Origin of the sequence: Crystallibacter degradans (assembly GCF_012952295.1) — a bacterium.
Classification (GTDB): domain Bacteria; phylum Actinomycetota; class Actinomycetes; order Actinomycetales; family Micrococcaceae; genus Crystallibacter; species Crystallibacter degradans.
Window position 1 is genome coordinate 13,271 of sequence record NZ_JABBCH010000016.1, and the last position, 24,538, is coordinate 37,808.

20 protein-coding genes are annotated in these 24,538 nt (G+C 65.5%); 7 read left to right on the plus strand and 13 right to left on the minus strand.

Features of this window, described 5'->3' with window-relative positions:
* Nucleotides 1-174: 174 nt before the first annotated feature.
* Nucleotides 175-585: a hypothetical protein gene (locus HGO92_RS18945; protein WP_205834750.1), complete on the minus strand. Its 411-nt coding sequence runs from the start codon at nucleotides 583-585 to the stop codon at nucleotides 175-177.
* A 194-nt stretch (nucleotides 586-779) separates the two neighbouring features.
* Nucleotides 780-1,100: a hypothetical protein gene (locus HGO92_RS18950; RefSeq protein ID WP_169997622.1), complete on the minus strand. Its 321-nt coding sequence runs from the start codon at nucleotides 1,098-1,100 to the stop codon at nucleotides 780-782.
* A 295-nt stretch (nucleotides 1,101-1,395) separates the two neighbouring features.
* Between HGO92_RS18950 and HGO92_RS24550 the strand changes: the two genes are divergently transcribed.
* Nucleotides 1,396-1,899, plus strand: coding sequence for a toxin-antitoxin system HicB family antitoxin (locus HGO92_RS24550; RefSeq protein ID WP_169997624.1), 504 nt, complete (start codon nucleotides 1,396-1,398; stop codon nucleotides 1,897-1,899).
* Between the two features lie 9 nt (nucleotides 1,900-1,908).
* Nucleotides 1,909-2,775 carry a DUF4097 family beta strand repeat-containing protein gene (locus HGO92_RS18960; protein ID WP_169997626.1) on the plus strand — a complete coding sequence of 289 codons (867 nt, stop codon included), beginning with the start codon at nucleotides 1,909-1,911 and terminating at the stop codon, nucleotides 2,773-2,775.
* A gap of 39 nt (nucleotides 2,776-2,814) precedes the next feature.
* Here HGO92_RS18960 and HGO92_RS18965 read toward each other — a convergent pair whose 3' ends face one another.
* The 3 genes from HGO92_RS18965 to HGO92_RS18975 all read right to left on the minus strand — a co-directional run bounded on the left by HGO92_RS18965 (nucleotide 2,815) and on the right by HGO92_RS18975 (nucleotide 7,536).
* Nucleotides 2,815-4,320: an FAD-dependent monooxygenase gene (locus tag HGO92_RS18965; RefSeq protein WP_240974770.1), complete on the minus strand. Its 1,506-nt coding sequence runs from the start codon at nucleotides 4,318-4,320 to the stop codon at nucleotides 2,815-2,817.
* Between the two features lie 136 nt (nucleotides 4,321-4,456).
* Nucleotides 4,457-6,523: a transglycosylase domain-containing protein gene (locus HGO92_RS18970; protein ID WP_240974771.1), complete on the minus strand. Its 2,067-nt coding sequence runs from the start codon at nucleotides 6,521-6,523 to the stop codon at nucleotides 4,457-4,459.
* Between the two features lie 182 nt (nucleotides 6,524-6,705).
* On the minus strand, nucleotides 6,706-7,536 hold the full coding sequence (locus tag HGO92_RS18975) for an SDR family oxidoreductase (protein WP_169997628.1): 831 nt from the start codon (nucleotides 7,534-7,536) through the stop codon (nucleotides 6,706-6,708).
* 76 nt (nucleotides 7,537-7,612) lie between these two features.
* On the opposite strand from HGO92_RS18975, the gene sigJ reads away from it, so the two are divergent.
* A complete protein-coding gene (sigJ, locus tag HGO92_RS18980) occupies nucleotides 7,613-8,488 on the plus strand; it encodes an RNA polymerase sigma factor SigJ (protein ID WP_169997630.1) in 876 nt (291 codons plus the stop codon).
* Between the two features lie 48 nt (nucleotides 8,489-8,536).
* On the opposite strand, the gene HGO92_RS18985 is transcribed toward sigJ, so the two are convergent.
* Entirely contained in the window at nucleotides 8,537-9,217 is a 681-nt protein-coding gene (locus HGO92_RS18985; protein WP_169997632.1) for a TetR/AcrR family transcriptional regulator, read from the minus strand.
* Nucleotides 9,218-9,313: 96 nt separating this feature from the next.
* Between HGO92_RS18985 and HGO92_RS18990 the strand changes: the two genes are divergently transcribed.
* From HGO92_RS18990 to HGO92_RS19000, 3 genes are all read left to right on the plus strand, one after another.
* Nucleotides 9,314-10,351 (plus strand): NAD(P)-dependent alcohol dehydrogenase, encoded by a 1,038-nt coding sequence (locus HGO92_RS18990; RefSeq protein WP_346769025.1) that lies wholly within the window; start codon nucleotides 9,314-9,316, stop codon nucleotides 10,349-10,351.
* Nucleotides 10,352-10,428: 77 nt separating this feature from the next.
* On the plus strand, nucleotides 10,429-11,448 hold the full coding sequence (locus HGO92_RS18995; protein ID WP_169997634.1) for a PHP domain-containing protein: 1,020 nt from the start codon (nucleotides 10,429-10,431) through the stop codon (nucleotides 11,446-11,448).
* A 75-nt stretch (nucleotides 11,449-11,523) separates the two neighbouring features.
* Entirely contained in the window at nucleotides 11,524-12,000 is a 477-nt protein-coding gene (locus tag HGO92_RS19000; RefSeq protein ID WP_169997636.1) for a heavy metal-responsive transcriptional regulator, read from the plus strand.
* A gap of 58 nt (nucleotides 12,001-12,058) precedes the next feature.
* Here HGO92_RS19000 and HGO92_RS19005 read toward each other — a convergent pair whose 3' ends face one another.
* Entirely contained in the window at nucleotides 12,059-12,757 is a 699-nt protein-coding gene (locus HGO92_RS19005; protein ID WP_169997638.1) for a hypothetical protein, read from the minus strand.
* Nucleotides 12,758-12,941: 184 nt separating this feature from the next.
* On the minus strand, nucleotides 12,942-14,216 hold the full coding sequence (locus tag HGO92_RS19010; protein ID WP_169997640.1) for a glycerophosphodiester phosphodiesterase family protein: 1,275 nt from the start codon (nucleotides 14,214-14,216) through the stop codon (nucleotides 12,942-12,944).
* Nucleotides 14,217-14,544: 328 nt separating this feature from the next.
* Between HGO92_RS19010 and HGO92_RS19015 the strand changes: the two genes are divergently transcribed.
* Complete coding sequence (locus HGO92_RS19015) at nucleotides 14,545-14,997, plus strand: hypothetical protein (protein ID WP_169997642.1); 453 nt, start codon at nucleotides 14,545-14,547, stop codon at nucleotides 14,995-14,997.
* Here HGO92_RS19015 and HGO92_RS19020 read toward each other — a convergent pair.
* The 5 genes from HGO92_RS19020 to HGO92_RS19040 form a co-directional block, all read right to left on the minus strand.
* A complete protein-coding gene (locus tag HGO92_RS19020; RefSeq protein WP_346769028.1) occupies nucleotides 14,905-16,503 on the minus strand; it encodes a dynamin family protein in 1,599 nt (532 codons plus the stop codon). The two genes, HGO92_RS19015 and HGO92_RS19020, sit on opposite strands and share 93 nt — an antisense overlap.
* Nucleotides 16,504-16,544: 41 nt before the next feature.
* Nucleotides 16,545-18,374, minus strand: coding sequence for a dynamin family protein (locus HGO92_RS19025; protein ID WP_169997644.1), 1,830 nt, complete (start codon nucleotides 18,372-18,374; stop codon nucleotides 16,545-16,547).
* 107 nt (nucleotides 18,375-18,481) lie between these two features.
* Nucleotides 18,482-19,717: an IniB N-terminal domain-containing protein gene (locus tag HGO92_RS19030; protein WP_169997646.1), complete on the minus strand. Its 1,236-nt coding sequence runs from the start codon at nucleotides 19,715-19,717 to the stop codon at nucleotides 18,482-18,484.
* A gap of 153 nt (nucleotides 19,718-19,870) precedes the next feature.
* On the minus strand, nucleotides 19,871-22,480 hold the full coding sequence (locus tag HGO92_RS19035) for a LuxR family transcriptional regulator (protein ID WP_240974772.1): 2,610 nt from the start codon (nucleotides 22,478-22,480) through the stop codon (nucleotides 19,871-19,873).
* A 1-nt stretch (nucleotide 22,481) separates the two neighbouring features.
* Nucleotides 22,482-24,488 carry an Hsp70 family protein gene (locus HGO92_RS19040; RefSeq protein ID WP_169997648.1) on the minus strand — a complete coding sequence of 669 codons (2,007 nt, stop codon included), beginning with the start codon at nucleotides 24,486-24,488 and terminating at the stop codon, nucleotides 22,482-22,484.
* Nucleotides 24,489-24,538 lie beyond the last annotated feature (50 nt).

Sequence of the window (24,538 nt, forward strand, 5' to 3'; positions counted from 1 at the left end):
CTGCTTTCTGCACTCTCTTTCGTCCACCCTTGAAAGAAGACCAACGTCCCCAGCAGCGCAACATCAGCCGTAGATGGAGGTTGAGCAACGGCGGGCAGGGCGGAAGGTGTCCGTTCAGATCGAGAAACAACCCCGACAATTCATTAATCCGACGAGCCCTCGCGGTCAGCTGGACTATTGGCCGATGACTGCGTTCTGTTTGGCGGCACGGCATAACTGCTCTTCGCGCTCTTCCGGCGAAAGTTCGTTCCACCTTGCTGCCTGTGCCTGTATTTCAGCATCGGGGCGCCCCATGGCCTTCATCACCTCAGGGGAAACAATCACGCTGTTCTCCGGGCCGATCATGTTCTGCCTGTCGAGATTAGAGCCTGGTCCATCGGCATAGTCCGTGGAGCATTCAATGAATGGCTCATAAACTCTCGCCTCGGGATCATGCTGAACGTCTCGGGACTCAGATTCGAACGCGGAAGCAGAGGGCGTTCCGAGCGCAGCTGGCGAAGGAGACGAGGGCTCGATTACGGAAGCGGGGAGGCCGTACTCGCCGGAGAGTGTACTGATACCAAGAACCACGCCGGCTGCCAGCAATAAGACAGCAGTCATTCTTACGGACGGTTTCCTAGGCAATTACTTCCCCCATACTTCGTCTTCGCACCATAACCGGAGCGAATGGAACGCCCACCTCCACACACTATCGGCAGGCACGACGAAGCTTCGTACTGCTACTCCCGCCCATGGTTTCGAAGGCGGAGGGCCGAGCCTCACGTCGAGCCCGTCCCTGGTCAGTCGCCGTCGGCGTCTGCACTCCCGAACGCGTCGAGGCATGGACTTGGCCCGGACACTGCGATGCATGTCTGCCCGGAGTCCCCGCCCCGCATTGAGGCGAAGATCTTGTCGAGGTCGCGAGGGTCGGTCTCATCAGCGGCGTAGGCACTGTCGTCGATGCCCGCCCCATCCGGCGCGTACGTGCAGAGCATGTCCGGCGGAATCCGTGCCGCTGAGTCAGCGTCAGCCTGATTCACAGCAACCACACGGACGGGCATTGCCGCGCCGGTCCCATCTTCGCTGGCGTCCACGTCGACCTCCGGATGAAGTAGTTGCACAAGTATGTCGACCTCCGGATGAAGTAGTTGCACAAGTATAAGGGGAGGCTAAGCCGGTTCCATCGAATCCGACGGTTTGCCCCGCTGCAAGGAACCGATATCTCTGTCTGCTGTCCCGATCCCTCCAGGACCTGGCAGATCAGGCACGAGCACTCCGACCGCGACAGTCGGCGGGGAATACCCAGCGGAAGGACCACGAGGCGCAACCTCGGCAAAGGAGCTTCTGGCGCCGGACGGGAGCGAGCCGGAGCCATTCCCATTGCAGATGACACCATCATGGCGTCATACTGATGCTGTGGATATTTCGCGACATGTACAAGACCTTCAGGACCAGCTGGTGGAGACGACCGAACTTGCTGGCGAACAGGCGAGTGAAATCGCCAGTCAGTTGATCCGTTCGCTCGATGCATCGCTACGTCTGGTCATTCTCGAGGTCTTGTCTGAGGCAGCCAGTGACATCACGTCCGAGCTCGCGCCCGGCTCCGTTGATGTGCGGTTGCGTGGGCGGGATCCGGAATTCGTGGTGACACCACCGATGTCACCTGACACCACGGAGACCGCGGTGGCTCAGGAGCCAGCGTCAGCCACCGACTACACCGTGGACGGGCGGACTACCCGTACCACGCTGCGCCTGCCGGAGAACCTCAAAACCAAAGCCGAGGCTGCCGCCGCTCGCGAAGGTCTCTCGGTCAACACCTGGCTGGTCAGAGCGGTCGCAACCGCTCTCACCGACCAGACCACTACCGCTCCGATGCCGCCCACCAACAGCGGCACCCGATTCACCGGCTGGGTCCGGTAAGGAGTTTTCATGCAGTACACCTACGCCGCCTCAAGCATTATCGAAGCCACAATCAACCTCGTGATGGGCGAGTTGATGGTCACCGCCGACGATGTCGACGAGATCACGGTCGACATCACGCCCACCCACGCGGATCGACCTGCCGACGTTCGCGCGGTGGAGAACACCGCCGTCGACTTCGCCGATGGCCGGCTGATGATCACGCAGAAGCGCGAGAACGTGCTGAGGACGTGGGTCAACAAGGGCTGGTCAATCGATGTGCATGTCCTCGTTCCCAAGCGATCCCGCTTCAAAGTGAAGTCGTCCTACGGCAATATCCGCGTCCGCGGGCCTATTGGGCCGTCTTCGCTCACCACCGCCTACGGCGACATCACAGCCGGTGATTGTGCCGAGCTGACCGCCAAGACCGCTCACGGTGAGGTCAGCCTTGAGCGGGTCAGCGGCACCACCGAGCTCACCGGGTCCAGCGTGCTCGTGGGCGAGGTGTATGGCAACACGACGGTGAAATCCTCGCATGGAAACGTCTCCGTTGGGCTCGTCATGGGACGGCTCGTAGCGATCAGTGGGTACGGGAACATCGACGTCCGCACCGTCATGGAAAATGTCGAAGCCCGCGCTGCGCACGGCAAAATCCGGATCAGCGACGCGGTCAGCGGTACCGCCCGGCTCGTCGCGAGCTACGGCGACGTCGAGGTCGGTATCCGCCATGGCACTCTCACCTGGCTCGACTTGAACGCCAAGGGCGGCGCCGTCCGCAACGAACTTGACGTGGCCGAGCCCGAAATCCAGAACGACGACGGCACTGCCGATCGTCTCAAGGTCACTGCCCGCACCAACTATGGCAGCGTTCGCGCGTTCCGCGCGGTGGTGCTCTAAAGGGAACCAGCATGAATGCCACCGCGTCTGGAGCCGGTGCTATGCCTCGGTAGGCGCACCGAACCAGATGGTGAGCGCGTCGGGGAGCCCTGGGTCAGCCAGCTCTCCCACCCAAGCTACGTATCCATCGGGCCGGATCAATACGGCGGTGGGCGCAGTAACCGCCCCGATTGCAGGAAGATCCCATGCACCGATATGTTCCGCGTCGACCAACTGCACCCGATCTGCCCATGGCGTGATGTCGAAGCGGCCGGGTTCGCCGAGGTTGAGGAGCACGGGCTTGGCACTATGCAGCAAAGTGAACACACGTAGCGGACCATCGGCGGTGGCCAGGTCGAGATCGGGCATTCGGCGTCCGATGACCGGATGCCCATCGCCAAAGTCGTAGTGGACATCCAGGCCCGACATCATGGCTCCGAATTGCCTACGCGGCCCGTCCATGCTCAACAGCTCGGAGACGGTGTCGCGCAAGGCCGTGGTCCGGTCGTCGGGTCGGCGAAGCGCGACTTGCGCCATCGCGTTGCGTAGCACGCGGGCAGCAACCGGATGCCGCTCGGCGTGATAGGTGTCCAAGAGGCTTTCTGGGGATGTTCCCTTGATGACCTGGGCCAGCTTCCAGCCCAGATTCACCGCGTCCTGCACACCGATGTTGAGGCCTTGTCCGCCGTCCGGCGGGTGCACGTGTGCGGCGTCCCCGGCCAGCAGGACCCGCCTGTCCCGGTAAGCGGCGGCCTGCCGTGCCATGTCCGTAAACCGGGAAATCCAGGTTGGATTGTGGATTCCATAGTCCGTCCCGTAGACGGCGATGAGCGCTTCGCTGAGATCACGCAAAGTGGGTTCGTCCGTTCGATGGAGGTGCCCTTCGGTCACCATGACCCTTATAGGCCCGCCATCCAGGTAGACCACTTCGCCGTCGTGAATCTCGTACTCCAACTTTCCTAAGCCATGGAGACCGAGGGCATCGCGGCGGACGCCCAGTTCGGGCTCCTCAGCCATCTCGACCTCCGCGATCAGATTGCTGGTCGTCGGATCCCACCCGGGGAAGTCGATGCCGGCCACCTTACGGACCATGCTGCGCCCGCCGTCGCAGCCGACGAGATAATCCGCCCGCAGCTGCCGGCCATCGTCCAACTCGACGTCGACGCCGGTGCCGTCCTGGGCGAAACCTGTCACTTCGCGTCCACGATAGATCTTCACGTCCAGCTCGTTGACCCAGCCGGCCAGGATGCGCTCGATGTGGTTCTGCCACAACCCGAGCCCATAGTTGTGCCGGGTGGGGAAGTCGCTGATGTCCAAACTGCTGCCGCCGAACGCGGCGACCTGCGCCACCTGCCCCTCCGAGAGGAACCGGTCGGCGATCCCGCGCTGGTCCAAGACTTCGATGGTGCGCGCGTGCAAGCCACCTGCGCGGGCGCCGACGAGGTCTTGGCTGGGACGCCGCTCGACGATGGCGACGTCGACCCTCGCCAACGCCAACTCGCCCGCCAGCATCAGCCCCGTGGGACCTCCTCCGACGATCACCACTGCATGCTCGGTCATCGACATTTTGCCACTCCCATTCCCTGAGTTCCAGCATGCCGATTATGCGGCCCTACCGGGGGCTTGCGGCAAGCCCCCGGTAGGGCGATAGATTGGAAATGGAAGGAATGGGTCGCAGACGAGCGCGCTGGCTCGGCAGGCATCAATCCGCGTCGGGTAGCCGGACTTCCTTCTCGCCCTTGAGCGCGCCCTCGATGGTGTCTTGCCAGACCGGGCCGGCCACTTCGGAACCGGTCAGATCCCGGTAAGTGTTGCCGTAGGCCTCCACCCGCGTCAGCGGATACTGCGCCCCACCCCTCGGATCCCCCAGCCAGACGGCAGCCACGAGTTGGGGAGTACCGCCGACAATCCAGTTGGCAGCGAAGTCGTTGGTGGTTCCCGTCTTGGCGCCCGCTTCCCGGCCTTCCGGGCGGAGCCGCGGGCCAAGGGTGCCGGTTCGTTTGAACGGTTCCTTGAGCACATCGGCCACGGTATCGGCTATATCCTTGTCAATCGCCTGATGGCAGTCAGGATCCGGGACCGGCAGCTCTTCCTTGGTGCCGGTACGCACCGCCTTGATGACCGTTACTGGCTGGCAGAGTACTCCTCCGCCCATGAAGGCGGAGTAGGCGTTGGCCATTTCCAGTGGGGACACTTCGTAGGCACCCAGAGCCAGCGAGGCTTCCCGCCCGACCAGCTGATCGACGGGGATGGACGTAATGCCCAATGTTTCGGCCATCTCGGCCGCGTTGATAACCCCGACGCGTTCAATAAGGCGGACGAAATACACATTCACAGAGCTGCGGATGGCCTCGTAGGCATTGATCACGCCATAATCGCGGTTACCGTAGTTGACATAACCGCCGCGCGGGTTATCGAGTTTCGACGAACGGTAGGGTCCGTCAGCGCGTAGCCGGGTGGAGGTCGGAATGCCTTGGTCCAGCGCCTCGGCCAGAATAATGGGTTTCATGGCAGACCCTACCTGGAAGGCGTTTCTGGCGTAGATCACTTCCGTCTTGCCTTTGCCCTCGCCCCAGTCCCGGTTCTGGACGATGGCCGCGATATGGCCCTTGCCCGGCACGATGATTGCGGTACCGAGGGCCGCGCGGTTGGTGTTGCCCAATGCTTTCTCGACCGCAGCCTGTGCAGCATCTGCCGCTTTCCGGTCCAACGTCGTCGTTAGCGTTAAACCGCCTAGGCGGAAGCGTTCCTGACGGATCTCGGGCGTCTTCCCGAACGCCTTGTTCGTCAGGATTTCCTCGCGGACGAGCTCGCAGTAGAAGGGGTACTTGGATTCCCCGCAGCTGGATGGGGCCGAGCCGCGCTTCACGGCCAGCTCCGATTCCAGGGCGGCCTTTGCCTCTTCGGCAGTCAGGACACCTCGTTGCTCAAGCACCGTCAACACGGTGTTGCGCCGTTCCGTGGCACCTTCGGGGTTGGCGAAGGGGTCGAGGTCAACGGGTGCCTTGAGCATGCCGACCAGCAGCGCCGACTGGACATGGTTCAGCTTCGCCGCGGTCGTGCTGAAGTAGATACGGGCGGCCGACTGCACCCCGTAAGCGCCGTTGCCGAAGTAGACGGCGTTCATGTACTGGGTGAGGATCTCATCCTTGGACAGCTGCTTCTCCAGCGCAAGCGCGTATTTGGCCTCGCGGATCTTGGCGTTGTAGGTGACGCCTACAGCCACCTGCTCCTCGACTTCGTCACGCGCGTGGTTGACCAGCATGTTCTGGACCAGCTGCTGCGTGATGGTGGACGCCCCTTGGACGTTCTCGCTGGTCACATTGTTGATCAGCGCGCGGGTGACACCGAGGGGGTCCACGCCCCGATGCTCGTAGAAACGTGCGTCCTCGGTCGCGATCAGTGTTTCCTTGAATGCCTCGGACACCTGGTCCAGCTTCACATCTGTCCGGTTTTCACTGTAAATGCGGGCGAATTCCTTGCCGTCCTTGTCCAGCAACACCGTGTGCTGCGGCAGCGGGCGATCCACCGGCAAGTCGGTCGGCAGCTCCTCCCACATGTCCAGAACGGTGTTGCCGGCGACAGACAAGCCCACCGCCGCCGGCGCCACGATCATGCCGACGCCCAAAGCTGCGACAGCCACGCTGGCCAGCCACAGGTCGATCCGCCCCTGACCGGCACGTCGCTTCGGGGTTCGGCCGGGGCGCGCCTCGGCCAGCAGCTCATCGAGATCGACCGGTTCCGGTTTATTGCGTCCCCATAGCCGCATGATGTTTCATGTGGAAATTCCGGTGCCAACTACACCTGGTGCGTAGCCGGCCGCTACCGCGCATTGTGAGGGGCCGTTGGGAAGGCACCCCTCGGGCGCCGCTGGTTTTCCCACACCCCTCCTTTACCAAGATGGAGCAGATAAGAAAACAGTAGAACCTCCGCCCGGCGTTGACTAGAGCGTCAGGCATAACTTCTGACGGCAATGTGCTCCGCCAGGAAGTCATCCCATGTCCTGCGGCCTACAGTGTGTTCGGGTACCAGATTGGCGCCGTCCCTGAACGCGCGTGCCGCCCCGCCTGGCATCCGAACCGGCACGATGAGTCGGCGGCGGCCGGTCGCGCGCAGGTAGCCTCGGATCAACTCCGCCAACGGGTGCACCTCCGGTCCTCCCATTTCGGGGACTAAGCCTGCCGGCTCGCCGAGGGCCAACTGAACCAAGCGCGCTGCTACTTCTGCAGCATCGACCGGCTGAATGTTAAAGCCGGCAGGCACAGGTATCACGGAAAGCTTGGCCATCCCCTGCGCCATCATCAGCACCAAGTCATGGAACTGGGTGGCTCGCAGAGTCGTGTAGGGCAGCCCGGAATTGGCGATGATCAGCTCTGCCGTCCGCTTGGCTCCGACGTAGCCGAACATCGCCCGGTCAACGCCGCTGGTGATCGGGGTGCGGTCCGCGCCGACCACCGAAATGTAAACAAGGTGCCGGACGTTGGCCACGGCCGCGGCCCGAACCAGATTATGGGCCTTTTCATCGTCACCTTTGCCGCTGCCCGCAGCGTGGACGATGGTTTCCACTCTTTCCACCGCCGCTTCGATGCCTTCCCCCGTGGCCAGATCACCGGTAACGAACTCGACACCCACCATCGGTTCGCGGCTGGTCCGGCTCAACACCCGCACGCGGCAGCCGGCTTCCAGCAGGCGCGGAACGAGATGCCGCCCCAGCGTTCCTGTCCCGCCTGTTATCAGCACGGGCGCCGTCGTGCTGTGCTCTTGATTGGTGTGCAACTGCATTGTTGTCCCCTCTCAGGATAGTTACTCGTTATCGTGGTTCACTGATATGACACTTCCCGGCGGGAGAATGTGACAGATGGACGATCTTGAACAGCTGGCCGAGCAGTTCGAGCCGCACCGGGGCCGGCTCCGCGCCGTGGCCTACCGCATGCTCGGTTCGCTGAGCGAGACCGACGACGCCGTCCAGGAGACCTGGTTACGGCTCAGCGGCACGGATGCAAAAAGTGTCGAGAATCTTGGCGCCTGGCTGACAACCGTACTCGCAAGGGTGTGCCTGAACATGCTGCGCTCCCGCAGCACACGCGGGGAACAGCCGTTCGGGCTGCACATGCCGGACCCTGTGGTGAGCAGTGTCGAAGGGACTGATCCCGAGCAGGAGACGCTGCTGGCCGACTCGATCGGGCTCGCCCTGCTGGTCGTGCTGGACACCTTGACTCCTGCCCAACGGCTGGCATTCGTGCTGCATGACATGTTCAGCGTTCCGTTCGACGAGATCGCCACCGTTATCGGCGCCTCGCCGGCAGCAGCGCGGCAACTCGCCAGCCGTGCCCGCCGTCTGGTGGAGCAGGAATCCTATGTCCCCGACGCCGACCCCGTACGCCAGCGTGAAGCGGTGAACGCCTTTTTCGCAGCCTCCCGCAACGGCGACTTCGCTGCGCTCGTCGCGGTGCTGGACCCCGACGTCGTGCTCCGTTCCGACGGCGGACTGGCCCGTCCCGCTGCCACCACGGTCCTGCGCGGCGCTTCGACAGTGGCCGGACAAGCCGTTACTTACCAGCAGCTCGCACCGTTCGTGCGGCCGGCCCTGGTCAACGGAACCGCCGGAGCCGTGGTGGTTCCGCGCAAGCAGGCTATTTCAGTCATGGCTTTCACCGTCAGGAACGGAAAGATCGTGGCGATAGACGTGCTCGCCGATCCAGCGCGGCTCAACCAACTCTCCCTAGCCGTCTGACCGGAGCCCGTGTCCGCCGTCGTGGTTAGCGGGCACCCGCCCGGGAAATCAGGCTTGATCCGCAGGTAGGGCTGCCGCGAGCGCGTCCAGGATCAGGTTGAGCCCGAACTCGAATTCATCGCCGAAGTCGTAACCGGGTTTCAGCACGTGCTCGGTGGCTATTTCCATGAGGTGGGGGTACTCGCCCTCGGCAAAGAGTTGCACTATCGGTTCGGCGACGATGGCAACGGTATCCGGACCGCTGAAAGGCAGCGCGGCTTCCTGCAGCGCGGAACCGTACACATACGCGTCGAGCAGGGCGTAGGCGTGGGCGGCCATCTTCACGGAGAAGCCCGCGGACCGCAGCGTGCCCAGGATTGCGTCGTGATGCCGCAAAGTCGCCGGCCCCGGCGTAGTGCGCGACTCCATCAGGGCGGTCGCCCACGGGTGTCGCTGCAATGCCTGCCGCGCCGAATCCGCCCGGCGACGTATCTCCACCCGCCAGTCCCCCGCCGAAGACGGCAGCTCGATCTCGCTGAAGACGAGGTCCACCACTCCATCGAGCATCTCGTCCTTGTTCGCCACGTAATGGTAGAGCGACATCGGCTTGGCTCCGAGCTCCTGCGCCAGCGAACGCATGGTGAGTGCCGCGAGGCCCTTTTCGTCGGCGAGGGCGATAGCTCCGCGCAGTACACGCTCCTTGCTTAAAGGAGAGCGCTCCTCGCTTGTTCCAATTGTTTCTTGAGGCATTTCACTTCAGCGTATCGTATTTTCGTACACTGTACGATACTCTTTTCGTACTTAGTACGGCAGCTTTGCCGCACTTCATGAGTAAAGGAAACGGCCATGGCACCTCGTGCAGAGCATGTGGATAAGGGAACCCTGAAGAACGGCCCGGCCAAGGGGGAAGCCACCATGCGCGCCATTGCTCAAAACGTCTACGGCTCCGCGGAAGTCCTGCACCTTACGCAGATTCCACGCCCCGTTCCCGCGGAGCACGAAGTGCTTGTCCGGGTGCGGGCGGCCGGGCTGGACCGCGGCGTCTGGCATCTGACACGGGGACTCCCTTACCTGGCCCGGCTGGCCTTCGGGCTCCGCAAACCGAAAAACCCAATACCCGGGATGGACCTCGCTGGCACTGTCGTGGCAGTCGGTCCGGCAGTAACCAGATTCGCCGTCGGCGACGAAGTCTTCGGAAGCGGTCGCGGCTCCTTTGCAGAATATGCGGTGGCACGCGCGGACCAGCTGGCCATCAAGCCGGCAAATCTGACTTTCGAGCAGGCCGCAGCCGTTCCGGTATCTGCGGTCACCGCTCTGCAGGGCCTGCGCGACGCCGGTCGGCTCGAGCCGGGGCAGAAAGTGCTCGTCATCGGCGCGTCCGGCGGCGTCGGATCCTTCGCGGTACAGCTGGCCAAGGCCTTCGGCGCGCAGGTCACAGGTGTGGCCAGTACCGCAAAGCTCGACGCCGTTCGTTCCCTTGGTGCCGACCATGTCATCGATTACGCCCGGGAAGATTTTGCCGACGGCGCCAGCCAGTACGATCTGATCCTCGACATCGGCGGGAACCCCTCGCTCGCCCGGCTGCGCCGCGCGTTGAACCCGGCCGGAACTGCCGTCATCACCGGCGGGGAAGAAGGCGGAAATCTGACCGGCGGCATGAACCGGCAGCTGCGGGCAATGCTCCTGTCGCCCTTCGTAGGCCAGCGGCTGACCATGTTTATCGGCAAAGTGGGTTCCGCTGACCTTGAAGAGCTGAGCGGGCTCATCGAGGCAGGGAAGGTCGTGCCGAGGATCGACAGGACCTTCCCTCTGGCCGAGGTCCCCGACGCATTGCGCTATCTCGAAGCAGGCAAGGTCTGCGGGAAGGTTGCCATCACCATGTGAGCGGTCCACGGCCAAATGCCGGCCGGAGATTTCGCGATGCAGCGGCGCAGTGATGCGCGTTGGTGGAAGATGGAGCCATGGATGCTGTCGACGCACTCAATGAGATTGCTTTCTGGCTCGAACGCGAGCTTGCTCCCAGCTTCAAGGTGCAGGCTTTCCGCAAGGCGGCCACCGCCATCCGGAGCCTGGACCCCGAGGAGCTCGCCGCGCGGGCCAGGGACGGCCGGCTCAAGAACATGAAGGGGATCGGCAGCAGAACGTTCGAGGTCATCAGCCAAGCGGTCTACGGCGAAGTGCCCGACTACCTCGCGAAGCTGCGGGATCGTTCGGCCAAGCCGCTGGCCGAAGGCGGGTCGGAGTTGAACGCGGCCCTCCGCGGCGATCTGCACAGCCACAGCAACTGGTCCGACGGCGGATCCCCCATCGAGACCATGGCTGACACAGCCCGGATGCTGGGACGGGCCTACCTGGCGCTGACCGACCACTCCCCCAATTTGACGATCGCCAATGGTCTCAGCGCCAAGCGGCTTACCGAGCAGCTGGACGTAGTCGCCGAGATCAACCAGGGGTCCGACGGCTTCCGCCTGCTGGCCGGGATCGAGGTCGACATCCTCGAAAACGGCACGCTGGACCAAACGCCCACAATGCTGCAGCAGCTGGACGTTGTGGTGGCCAGCGTGCATTCAAAACTCCGCTCCGATAAACGCACCATGACCAAGAGAATGCTCGGCGGCATCACCGATCCCCACACCAATGTGCTGGGCCACTGCACCGGACGCCTGGTCAAGGGGTCGAGGGGCACCCGCCCCGAATCGGAGTTCGACGCCGGCCGGGTGTTCGCCGCCTGCGCCGAAAACGATGTCGCAGTCGAGATCAATTCGCGTCCTGAAAGGCAGGACCCGCCGGACAACCTGATCCAGCTTGCCCTGGACGCAGGCTGCCTGTTCAGCATTGACAGCGATGCCCACGCGCCCGGCCAGCTCGACTTCCTCCAATACGGTGCCGAGCGCGCCGCTCGGAACGGTGTCCCGGCGGAACGGATCATTAATACGTGGCCGTTGGACCGGCTGCTGGAATGGACGGGTGCGGGCAAATAAGCGCACAAATGCGGCCCGCAGGAACCGGATTTTTTTGTTGACCTTGAAGTGGGCTCCAAGGTTTAAGCTGAAGTCATGACTGGCTTACAGGCGCCTCACGCGCTGAAAGTTGGCGAATTGGCCAAGGCTGTCGGCGTCTCCACCGACGCGCTCCGCTACTACGAGCGCGCGGGGCTGCTTCCGCCCCCGGACCGGTCCCCCGCCGGCTACCGGCTGTATCCGCCGAGTGCCGCGGACCGCGTGCACTTCATCCAAGGCTGCCAGCGGCTGGGCCTGCGGCTGGCAGAGATAGCCGACCTGCTCGACGTCCGGGACACAGGCCAGTGCCCGTGCGAACCGGCCGAGTCATTGCTCCGCCGGCGGATCGTCGAACTCGACCGGGAGCTGGACCGCCTCACCCGGTTGCGCTCCGACCTGCAGGCCATGGCCGACCAGCTACACGGCGCCGATTGCCCGGATCCGGATCCCGGCACCTGGTGTCCGCCCGGTTCGAAAAATATGAAGGAGGTGACCGATGATGGACATCAAAAGGGCCTGCCCCTGCTGCGATGACCCTGCCTGTGACGGAAGCTGCTGCGGCGGCGGTTGCTGCTGACCACGTACGGCCTCCTTACGGCAGGCCGGGCTGCGCTTGGACGCGCTGTGTTCCGCTTGCTGCAGGGCGCAGCGCCGTCCATGCCACCCAGCCTCCGGCGACCGCCGTCAGCAGCGCCCCAATGGGCTGCGTGGGCAAACTGCTGCCGGTGGTGGCCCGCGCCAGCACCACCCCAAGGATGTAGAAGATCAGGGCCGCAGCGATCCACAGGGCTCCCGTCCACCGCGGCAGGAAACCCGACCGCCACATCGCCACGCCAAGCAGCATGTTGCCCACGAAAGCAAGCAGCAGGCCCAGCATAAAGCTGGCCGTCATGGCAGGCGGGAACTCTACTTGCATGACGCCGTCGATGCCCTCCAGGTAGGCCGTTCCAATAGCTGGCGTGGTGAAGGTGGAGATTGCTGCCGGCACCATAAGCAGGAGGTGTCCGGCGACTGTTATCACCATGGCTGCCAAGGCCAGGCGTCCTGGCCGCCTGCCGTGCAGATAGACTCCGAGCGCGAAGATCCCGAAAACCGCCAAGATGGTACCGCCCGTGCTCCCGATCAGATGGCTTACAAGATAGGAATCCGAGCTGACGAAGCGCGCCCACGCTTCCGGGTCGGTGGTCTGATCTGGCTGAGGATCGAGCGTTGCCCAGACGGTCAGCAAACCGTACACCGGCAGGGCAAGCAGGCCGGCACGAATCCAGTTGGTTGCGCTTTGGCTGTTCATGCCGATCCTTCCGCGGTGGACCGGGGCCGGCAGCAGAGACAACTTCACCGGGACTGTCCTGTTCTTTAGTAGACGCCCGCCGCCGCCGATCGGCAACCTATTTTTCCTTTCAACAACGACGACGACACCCCCGGTGGGATTTTCCTCCCACCGGAAGTGCCGGCGTCGTACGTAGTTAGACTCTTCAGTTGGCGAAGACGTCCTGCAGCTGGCCCTGCGGGGTCCACAGCGCCACGGAGTCGCCGCCGTTGTTCAGCACCGAAGCGGTGCCATCGTTATAGAAGCTCTCCGCGGTGTTGGTGCCGGGGCCGGTGTAGACACGCAGTTCGGCGCCCGGGGCCAGGACGTATCCGTCACCGATGGCGAGGATGTTGTTCGCCGCGTCGCGGATGATGCTGCCGCTGACATCAATGCTGCGATCGGTGGTGTTGCGCAGGAGCACGTGCTCGCCGGTTTCCGCCTGGACGTCGCTGCCGGCCGGGTTGTTGACCGAGTCCACGATTTCGACGCCGTTCGCCGAGGGGAAGGGCTTTCCGCCGTCGAGGTAGCGGGCAGTCTGGATCGGGAAGTCGCCGGTGACGGCGTCGACGCCGAGGTCGATGGAGTGCTGGACGGCCTCGGGGGAATTGGCGGTGTAGACGCCGATGACCAGACCGGCGGCCTTGACGTCGGCGACGTTCTGCGCGGTCAGCGTGCGGTAGTTGGTGCCCACGGAATCGGCGAACTCGGCCCACTGGGCCAGGGTTTCCGGTCCGGGAACGGTGCTGGAGAGCTGCTGCAGCTCGATCTCCGGGGCGATCGAGGCGAAGGTCCGGTTGGAGGCCTCGTCGAAGCTGAGCACCTGGATCTTGTCCGCGGCTACCAGTTTCTGCCACTTCTTATCCGTGCGCAGCTCATCGGCGACCAGCTGCTCGATGCCCGGCGAGTTCTTCGGGGACTTGATCTCGATGTACACGCCGGTCTCGGTGGTGGCGACCTTGGCTGCGTCGTCCAGGTGCGGGATGCGTTCGCCGGCGAATTCCTCGCCGAAGTAGGCGCCGGCATCCAGCTGCTGAAGCTCCGCCCAGGTGAAGGACGTGATCGGATCGTTGGCGCGGTCAGGGAAGACCCCCTCGACGTTGGTGGTGCGGGCCGGAGTGTCGTCGTGGAAGAGGAACGGCACGCCGTCGGCGCTGAGCTGGACGTCGATCTCGAAGAAGTCCGCACCGGAGGCCCGGCCATCCTTGAACGCAGCGACGGTATTCTCCGGTGCCGTGCCGGCGGCACCGCGGTGCCCGATGAGCAGCGGCGCTTCGGCCTGGCTGCCGGCCGCGGTGTCCTTCGCGGCTGCGTCGGCGGTGTTGGCTGTGCCAGGCTGCGGCGCAGTCTGCTGGGCATCGGCGGCGGGCGCCGCGAGCAGGGACAGCGCGACGGTGGCCGCGGCTGACCCGGTCAGAAGCGTGGTGATGCGTGATGCCATAAGAATTGAACTTCCTTCATCCTGGTGGTCGATATCCCCTTGATCGATGCTGGCGCGTGGTTGCATCCGGCACGCCAACGCTGAACCCGGAATGAAGGGCGGGAAAAGGTGGACGCGGAGTGCCGGCCGCCACTAGATTACGAGCATGTCTCAAGATGGGGGAACCAACGATCCTGCCGCTGCCGGTGGCCGGACAGATCCTACCGGTCCGGCACGGCACGATCCTTCGCCGCCGGGACGGCCGCAAAGACCGCAGTTGTCCGACCGGACGCCGCCGCCAATAGGGCAGACACTGCCACCCACCGGCATGGTAAAGGCGGCGAGATCGTTGTGGCTGTTGAGCTTCCTGCTCGGCGCGGTGGCCATCGCCTTTGCCTACCTATCCAGCGACGACCGGCTGGAACGGCTCCGCGAGATCGTGACCGAGGTTGACCCCGCCCAGGACGAAGCGTCGGTCGACGCGGTGGCTGCCCTGGTGCACTGGGGCAGCCTGGGCGCACTGGCACTCATCATTGTGGTCGAGGCGCTCCTGCTGCGCGGGCTGATGCACCGGCGGGGCTCGGTCCGGTGGGTGCAGCTGGTGGTCCTCCTGCTCCACGCCGGAGCGGCGGTCCTGGCGGACGCGTTCCTCGTGGCTCCCGGCGAGGGCGAAGTGTACCTCCGCTGGATGCTGGTAGCGCAGGTGGTGCTAGCCTGTGCGGCGCTGCTGGTCAGTCTGCTGCCCGGCGCCGACGCCTGGTTCCGCGCCAAGCACGAGACGTACGGTAGGCCGCGGGGCTGAGCCGTCCGGCAGCCTGGCGAGGACCGCCTCGCAGCTGCGGACCACAATCTGGCAGGCTTCCGCGGCACTGCGGTCGGTCATCGGGTTCTCGGCCAGTGTGCGCCAGCGGCGCAGGCAGGCCAGGGCTTCGCCCCGCAGTGCCTCCGACGACGTGCCGTCGGGCAGGCCGAGCCGGAGTGCGGGCAATATCCCCCGGCCGCCGATCAGGCGTTCGGCCTCTGACGCCAACTCCTTGGGCAGGTCCAGGCCCGTGGTCCGAGCGGTAGCCAGCAGGCGCAGCTCCCGGAATTCATGGGCACCGGCCTGGATCCGTTCGAGCAATGCTGCCACCCGCTCCGTTCCGGCCCGGGGCCGCTCGCGGAGAAGGGCCTCCACAGCGGCCAAGGCGGTCCGCGCCTTGAGCTGTGTGGCGCGGGCCTGGAACTGGCCGGACATCAGATGAAGCAGGTCATCCAGTCCGCTGCGGCGGGCGAGCTCGTGCGCCAGCGCCGTCGGTTCGCCGATGCCGCCCCGGATAAGAGCCGTTGACATCCGGATTCCGAACAGGCCAAACCGTTCCAACAGGGCTGCCCGGACCTCGGGACCGGCTTCCAGCCCTTCGGCGGGACGGGCAAACCTGTCGGCAGAGAGCAGCATACGTTCGCGTTCCGACCGGTCCAGCCGGGCCAGTTCCAGCAACGCAGTGAACTCCGCTTGACGCAGGGTACGCGCACTTTGGGCCAGCAGGCCAGCGATGGGCACGACGCCCAGGGCCAGTGAGCGCAGGGTGCCGTCGCGCCGGTAGCGTTCGGCGATCTCGCCTGCCGAAAGCAGTGAGTCGATCCGTCCGGCGCCGATCTCATCTGCGCGCGAGAGTACTGCGAGCGCGTTGACTGTCCCCGACTGGCCTGCCGCAGTGTCCTTGAAGGCCTCCAAGAACCTCAGGTCGGCGGCATGCAGGTGGCGCATCAGGTAGACCATGGCGTCGGCTTCGGAGGGCGTATCCCGGGGCGTGAGGAAATCTGTGGAACGCGCGGACACCTCGCCCGAGAGCGAAGCTATGCCCGGGGTGTCGATCAGGGTCAGCTCCCGCAGTCCCTTGGCTGGCCAGTCCACCACCAGCCGGTCGACCTCCTCGGCGCGGGTGGCGCCCATGTCGAAGACCAGCCTGCCCTCAACTCTTCTGATGGGCAGTGTTCGAGGTTCAGTTGCAGGTCCGCCTGGTCCGCCGAGCGCCGGGTACAACGTGATCCGCGGGGTGTCCCGGAAGCGGTACCAGGTCACCACGCGGGTGCACTCGGCGGTGTCGGTGGGCGCGATCTCCTCCCCGATGATGGCGTTGAGCAGTGTGGACTTCCCGGCCTTCACCATGCCGGCGATCGCCACCCGCAATGGTTCGGCAAGCCGGCGCTGGTACCCCTCGAGCGCGCGCCGCGTATCCGGATCATCCGCGTACGCCTCGATGGCCTGCCGCAGGAGATCCGGAACGGCGTCGATGGCGGAACCGTTCGCGCTGGAGCCGTTCACCCCGGAGCCGTTCACCCCGGTGCCGTTCACCCCGGTGCCGTTCACACCTTGCCTGCCAGGGCCGGCTCGCTGTCCAACTGCTGGGCATGTCTGCGCAGGGTGTCGACGCGCTTAAGCACGGCCTTGATCTCCCGGATACGCTGTTCACGTTCGAGCGTGTAGCTGGCCGCGGCTTTTTGCGCGGCGAGCACGGAGTCCGACAGGGAGCGGTGGTGTTCCTCGGCGATTTCGGTGAAGTGGTCGCGCGTTCCGCGCTGGACCAGCCGGAGCCGGTCTTTGAGCTGTTTGCCGACTTGGAAGACGACTTCGTCAATTTGCCGGCGCACCAGTGTCTTCGCTTCGTTTTGGCGCCGTTTGAGTCGGGCTTCCTTGTCTTCGCGGTAGGCTTTCCCGCCGAGCAGCAGACCTGCGCCGACGGAGAGCGGGTTGATCAGCGACATGCCGACGATGCCGGTGAGCAGGCCGAACATCAGCACGCCGCCGTAGGAGCCGCGCATGCCAATGAGGATTTTCTGCAAGGGGCTGAGCCGGCCGGGGTCCAGCGCCGGGACGGGGACAACCGGGTCGAGCACGTCGTCTGTGTCATCGACCTGGAGGACCGGCAGGGGCACTTCGTCCTGGGCGAAGTGTTCGGCGACCTGTCCGGAGAGCCATTGTGCGCGTTCGTTGGTCCAGACGAAGGTGTCCGAGACGGCGGACGCAACGCGTTGTTCCAGCCACTCGGTGAACTGTTCCCAGACCGGTCCCGGGTCTGCTGCGTCGATGGCCTGTTCGGCATCACGCTGGATGCTGCGCAGCCGGTCGCGCAGGTCGTGTTCCATGTCGGCGATGAGGTCGCTGACGCCGTCGTTGAGCGTCGTCTGCCAGCGTGCGGAACGCTGGCGCTGCACGTCGGCGCGTTCCTTGGCCGCTTCCAGCCCGGCGATCATCTGCGGGGTGCCTTCCGGGTTTTGAAGCGCACTGAGTTCGGATTGCAGCGACAGGCGCAGGTGTTCGGTGCTGGAGAGCAGGTCGTGGGCGACGGAGCGGCGCTGGAGCCGTTCGGCCTGGCCGAGGACTTCCTGGCGCAGGTAGGTCACGAGCGCGGGAAAGCCGGATTCGGCGTTGAGTTCGTTGTCGTTATGACGGGCTGCGTGCAGGCGCAGTTCGGAAGAGACCGGCAGCAGCGGGATGTCCGGGCCGACATTATCCAGGTGGCCCCGGTCCAGTTCCGCGACCTGCCGCCACTGCGGGTACAGGTCTGTTTTGGAGAGTACGCAGGCCACGTTGGGGCAGATTCGCATGGCTTGGCGCAGGAACCGGATCTCTGGCTCCGTGTACTCCTGTGAGGCGTCGGAGACCAGCAGCATGGCATCCGCCGTCGGCAGAGCGGTCAGGGTGGTGAACGAATGGGTCGAATTCAGGCCGCCGACCCCGGGAGAGTCCACCAGGGTCAGCCCGCCGGAGAGGAGCTTCCGCGGCAGGGAGACTTCAGCGGCGGCAAGGCGGCGGCGGTTGCCGGGATTGCCGTTCTCGGACACGTAGGCGGCGAGGTCCTCGATGGGCACCTGGCGGCGCTCGAGTTCCGGTTCGCCGTCGCCGTCCTGGCTGCCCTCCCGGGGAACCATGATGGTGGCGGAGGCCGGGTCCCCGTGCCGGACCACGGTTGGCACGGAGGTGGCGATATCGTCGTCGACCGGGCAGACAGGGGCGTTGACGAGCGCGTTGATCAACTTGCTCTTGCCCTGCTTGAACTCACCGACCACGATCACGCGGACATTCGGATCGAGCACCCGCCGGCGGGTTTGCTCCAGCCTGCGGCGCAGATCCGCCCGATCGGCATCCGCCGCCAGTTCGATGCTCTGCTCCACGAGCTTGACCAGTTCTGCCATACCTGCCTCCTCCTGGGTGCCAACGGCCTAACGCACAGACCTGCCCGGCAGGATCCCCCTTCCCTTCCTGCCGGGCCGGCTGTGCACCGTTGAGTCTGAGTCGATGATCAGTCTTGGACTACGACTGCACTTTCCTCGACCTCGTTGCCTGCAACGACGAAGTTGTCTTCGACGTTGGTCGACTCTTCGTTGAAGGACTCTTCGAACTCGACCTCGAGGTCGGTGTTCTGGGAGTTGTCCTGGAACGAATCGTTGATCAACGTGTTCTCGGAGTTGTCTGTGAATTCGTCGTTGTCCTCGAACTCGAACTCCGTGGTGGTTTCATTGCCGACATTATCGAGGTTGTTTTCTTCATTGCCGACGTCGTTGCGGTTGCCATCGATGCCGTCGTTGTCTTCGCTGTTGTCCTCGTTGCCAACGATGTTGTTGTTGCCGTCAATGCCGTCGTTGTCCTGGAAGGAGTCCTCGATCTCGACATCAACTTCGGTCTTGTCGACGTCAACGTCGTTGTTGTTGCCGTCGATGCCGTCGTTGTCCTCGTTGCCGACTTCGTTGCGGTTGCCGTCAATCCCGTCGTTGTCTTCGCTGTTGTCCTCGTTGAAGGATTCGTCGATGTCGACTTCCTTATTGAAGGAGTCCGTGACGGTGGTGTCCTCACTGCCGATTTCGACGTCGGCGTTGCCCTCTGCCTCAATGTCGATGTTGGTGGAGTTGTCTTCGGAGTTGTCCTGGTCAACATCGTCGCCGGCAGCGATGGAATCATCACCGTTGGCTACATTCGCGTCCTTGCCGGCGGCAACCGAGTCGTCACCGGACGCGATGACCGCGTCGTTGTCGAAGATCTGGGTGACGTCGCCATCGGCCCAGATGTTCTGGTTCACGGACTGGTCGTTGATGGTATCCCGGTCATCCACGGTGGAGGTGTAGGAGTACTCGTTGACGATGTGGGTCAGCTGCTGGACCGCGTGGCCGTGGTCGTCGTCGTCGCGGTGTCCGTGGTCATCGTCGTCCCGGCCACGGTCCTCGTCGCGGTCCCAGTCGCGGCCGCCGCCCCCGCCGCCGCCGTCGTCGTTGTTATTTCCCCCGTCGCTGTCCGGATTGTTGTGGTCGATCCGCGAGGAGTTGTCCCCCGTGTTGTACTCGCGGTCGAAGGAAGCACCGACGCCAACCGGGGCGAAGTCGAGCACTACCGGCATGACCGCGTCGACATCGTCCGAGCAGACGTCGCTGAGGCCGGCGTGCTCCAGCTCCCGCTCGGGGTCCTCGCGGAAGGCGTGGGCCGCCTCGGGATCCCGGAGCAGGTTCATGATGAATTCAAGAAGGGTGTTCGCAAGTGTAGGCATGGTATTCCCTCAATCTGAAAGGTGTGTGAACTTGGTTTCGCCGAGCTGGTTGCCTGGCTTGCTTCAAACGTAGGTCCGGGGTGGCGGGGCCTGCATCGGGGTTATCTCCCCCTGTGCGGCTACCCCCAATAGGGGTTTGGACGTCCCCCAGCATTAGGGAGGACCGGATGCTTCCTCGCCCAGCGATAGGCGCAGTTGCGCCAGCAGCTCCGAGCGTGTGGCGGCCCCCAGCCGGCGGCGGATCCTGGCGATGTGGTGCTCGGCAGTGCGAGGCGAGATGAAGATCGCGGCGCCGATTTCGCGGTACGTCTTGCCTTCCAGCACCAGCCGGGCGACCTCACGCTCTCGGGGACTCAGGACCGCACCCTCCGAGCCGGCGTCGGCCGGCTGTCCTGCCGAAGGCCTAACGGTGGTACGGACCGCCGGCAGCGTTGGAACGGGCTCGGTTTCCGCGCTGACGGAGACCACGGATCCGGGATGAAGGTCCCGGGCGCAGGCGAGCAGCCTGGCCATGTCCTTGCGCTCGTCGGCGCGCGGGGCGGCATGGCCGGCCAACCGGGAGCCGTCCCAGGTCATCCCGACCGCGGCCAGCCCGCGTGCCGCAGCTTCAACCGCGTCGACGTCGATATGGCCGGCAAGGACTGCTACCCAGGACCGGCCGGCGGCCGCCAGGACGGAGGCCAGATGGTTATTCCCGGAGGCACGGACCAGCGCCGATGCATGGGGCGCAAGGTCCGACGGCCGCTCCGCCAGGATGGCGGCCTGGACCGCGTGCCAGCGCAGCGGAATCGACCACAGCGGAGGATCACCGAGACGCTCCAGCAACGCCCAGGCCTCGGCGAGCTGCGGCTCCAGCCGGGCCGAATCACGCAGCCGCGCGGCCGCGACGGCCAGTTCACCGAACGGCAGCAGGCTGTAGAGGTCCACCGAGACGTGCAGGATGCGCTCGCGGGCGCGCTGCCAGGCGTGGACGAGGGCAGCGGTGTCATCGGTCCGGCGAGCCAGGCCTACTTCCAGCGCGTCGAACAGCAGCTCGTCCCGGGGCGCGAGCCCGCCCTCGCAGGCGCCGGCTTCGGTGATGGCCGCACGGGCCCGGTCCGGGCGGTCCAGCTGCATGGCCGTCCAGGCGCGCAGCAGCAACAACCTGGGACGCGCCGCCGGGCCGGCCTGCTCTCCGGCCAAGGCATCGTCCAGAACGGAGTCGGCCACGGCCGGTTCGCCGCTGTGCAGGGCCACCAGCGCAGCCAGCGCCGCCGGGACTTCCGGGAGCGGAATGCTGCTGCCGGACGCCGTCATCATGTCCGATGCCCGGATCAGGGCGGGCAGGGCATGGGTTGGTTGCGCCGCAATGGACGCGCTGATCCCCTCCCCCATAAGTCCGACGGCGACAGCGGCGAGCGTGGGCGAGCCGCTTGGCCCCGGGGCCTTGAGCATGGTTTCGGCGCCTTCGCGGTCGCCAATGCCGATCATTGCGACGGCGGCTAGCGAAGCCGAGGGGCCGGTCCTGTCCGCTCCCAGCCACCGGTAGACTTCCGCACTGCGTACCAGCATGCCGCGCTGTGCCCAGGTGGCCGCGGCTACGTCCACCCCGCGGAGGAGGTCGGGGGCACCTTCGCTAGAGAGCAGGTTGTCCAAAATCCGGCCGGCGCCGTCAAGGTCGCCCACGGCGGAGGCGGCCTGGGCCCGGCGGGCCGCGGTAGTGAGTTCGTCGGAGCCGGCGGCGCCCGCTTCATCATAGAGGGCTGAGGCGAGCGCGGGCCGTTCGGCCAGCACGTTGTCGCCTTCGCGCTCCAAGGCCCGGGCGATCCGCGGGTCCCTTAATCCGCCGCGCGCGAGTCCGCGGGCGACGTCGCCGAGTGAACGTCCCTCCGCGGTGAAGGCATCCACCAGCGCCCGCTGCGCCTCGCGGACCCGGTACGGCGGTGTCGCGGCCAGCACGGCCTGGCGCACCAGCGGGACCAGCCTTCCGTCCGCGCGCAGCAGCCCCGCGGCCCGCGCCCTGGTGACCAGGTGGTCGAGGCTTTCCGCGGCCTGGTCCAAGGCTGGCGGCATTTGCCCGGCGAGGTCGAAACCGACGCTCAGGGCGAGCAGCAGGTCGGACAGTCCGCCGTCGATCTTTTCGAGTTCGTAGCCAAGCTGGTCCATCAGACCACGCGAACGGTGCGGTTCAGCCAGGACACTGCTGCCATGCCGGCCGATCGCTTCCACCACCAGGTGCACCAGCCAGGGCATGCCGGCGGTAGCCTCCGCCAACTTGTCCACGAGCGACGCCGTGGGGGCAGCTTCCAGCACTTCCGCAGCCCGCGCGTGGATCTCCTCGCGGGACAGCGGCCCGAGGATCACCGGGGCGTGATGCTGCTCCAAGACGTCGGAGAGACGTCTCAATGCGCCCGGCTGCGGCCAGGGCCGGTACGCAACCACGAGGTTTACGTCCCGCTCCTCGACCACCGAAGCGAGCTGGGCCAAGGCCCTATCGCTGAGTCCATGAGCGTCATCGATCAGCACCGCACCGCGTGCATTGACCGTGCAGAGATCGAGATCCGTGGCGCTGAGGTCCACGCAATTGCGCAGAACATGGAGGCCCATGGCGCTGTACTGTGCTTCAAGATCGTCCAGCAAAACGGTCTTCCCTGTTCCGCCGGCACCAACGATACCGGCCAGCAACCGCGATTCCGGAGCGGCCGCTACCTCGGCCAGGAAAGAGGCAGCAACGGTGGGGCGGAGCGGGCGCGATCCGATCCCCGCGAAACTTGTCTCCACCATGTCACCCTTCCGGTGCAGGAGCCGGTGCGGTCGCGGGCACTTCCGGAGCGGGCGCGGACGGCACCGGGTCAGCAGCCGGTTCCGTGGCCGCGGGCGCTGGCGGCGCGGGTTCAGGCGGCGCAGGTTCAGGCGGTGCGGGGGCGGGCGGGTCGGAGGCGGGAGCCGTCTGTTCCGGGGCAGGTGGCTCGGGCGCCGGCGTCTGCGGGATGTCGGGAGCAGGCGTCACCGGCGGCTCCGCTGTGGTCGGCGGCTGTGTGGCCGGGGGTTGGGCGGGCGTCGTCGGTGCGGGACCGGTTGCCGGCGGCTCCGGCTGTGGCGCCGGGGCGGTCGACTCTTGTGCGGGCTGGCTCGTTCCCTTTGTTGTCGGCTTCGGCGTGCTCGACGAAGAGTCCGGGCGGCGTGCGTTTGTGCCTGCGGTAGAGCCCTTCGGCGGTGTGGCCTTGCCGCCGTCGTTATTTCCTGCCCCCGCAGTCCCGTCCGCGGGCGCTGTCCCGGCGGCCGGACTGCCGTCTGCATCCACCGCCTGCCAATTATCAGTAATCGGGGTCTCGCCGCTGCCGTCCAAGGCCTGTATTCCTGCCGGTCCACCCGCGCCTGATCCCTGCGGTCCGGCAGCGCCGCCGGGCGGCGGAGCCGTCCCCGCTGCGCCTTCCTCTTCCGAAGCCTGTGCCCCCGCTGCCCCCGCCGCCAACGGATTCATCTCCGCCGGGCTCTGTGCCGCTGTGGCGGTCAGGATGGTGAGCGTGGCGACGACGGCTGCTACCGCCGTCATCCGGGCACCCGTCCGGGGGTGCGCCGGTTTAGCGGAAGCCACGGGCGCGCTCGTCCCGATGTCAGTCCCGAAACGGTGACCGTGACTGTGAAGGTCCGCCTCCTCAGACGCGGCCGGACTGGCCGGAGCAGCCTGCGCTCCGGCAGTTACCGGAGCCAGCATGGCCGCGGCGGAGAACGCCGCGCCCAGCGAGATGGAGGCCTTGGGATCGGCGTCGATAGCGATCGGCCGGTTGAACTCCGCCGAGAGCAACTGGGCCACGAGCGGGATGCGCGAAGAGCCGCCGATCAGGAGGATGGCGCTTAGGTCCCCGGCATCGGTGTCTGCCGCCTGCAGCGCACGCTTGAGCGCCTCGATGGTCTGCTGGACGCCGTCGCCGATCATGCCTTCGAACTCCGAGCGCACCAAACGAATCTGGCTTTGGCCGCCCGGAAGAAGTACGGGAATGGAGGCCTCCGAATCCGTGGACAGGGCTTCCTTCGCCTCCGTGCATTCCCGGCGGAGCCGCACAAGCGCCATCAGCACTCCCGGGTCACTGGTATCGAGGCCGGTCAGAGCGTCTGCCGCGCAGGCAGCAACGTGGCGGAAGACGGCGTCGTCGAAATCGGCGCCGCCGAGGCGTTCAATTCCCTCGGGACGCCCGAGCGTGCGGAAAGTCTCCGCACTGCTTTTCTGCAGTACGGCCGCGTCGAAGGTCCCGCCGCCGAGGTCGTAGACCGCGATGGTGCTGCCCTCATCAACCCGTTCCTGCGAGGCATAGTGCACCGCTGCAGCCTCCGGCTCGCTGACCAGCGTTACCTCGGCAAGCCCGACGCCGGCCAGGGCTTGCCGGACCAGGTCTTTTTTATAGCCTCCCCAGCTGGCCGGATGCGCGATGGCGATGGCGGCAGGCGGCTCCCCCTCGCGCTCCTGGGCACGGTCGACCACCCAACGTGCCATGGTGGCGACAATATCCTCGGGCGCCACAGACAGGTCGCCGACGACGATGGGGACGGCATCGCCCACACGACGTTTGAATTCACGTACCAACCGGTCCGGGTGCGTTGTTCCGCGGCGTTCGGCCGCCTCGCCCACCAAGACCTGCCCGTCTTCGCCGAGGAAGATCACCGATGGCACCGCGCCGCCGCGTACACCCAGGTTCAGGACCTGCGGCGCCGGATGTCCTGCACTGTCCAAACGCGCAACGGCCGCAGCGGAAAAGCTCGTGCCAATATCAATACCAAGTACAAAGGCCATGGACTCCCCCAACAATGCGCGATCGACCTCGGTCGTCCCCACCCGTGAAC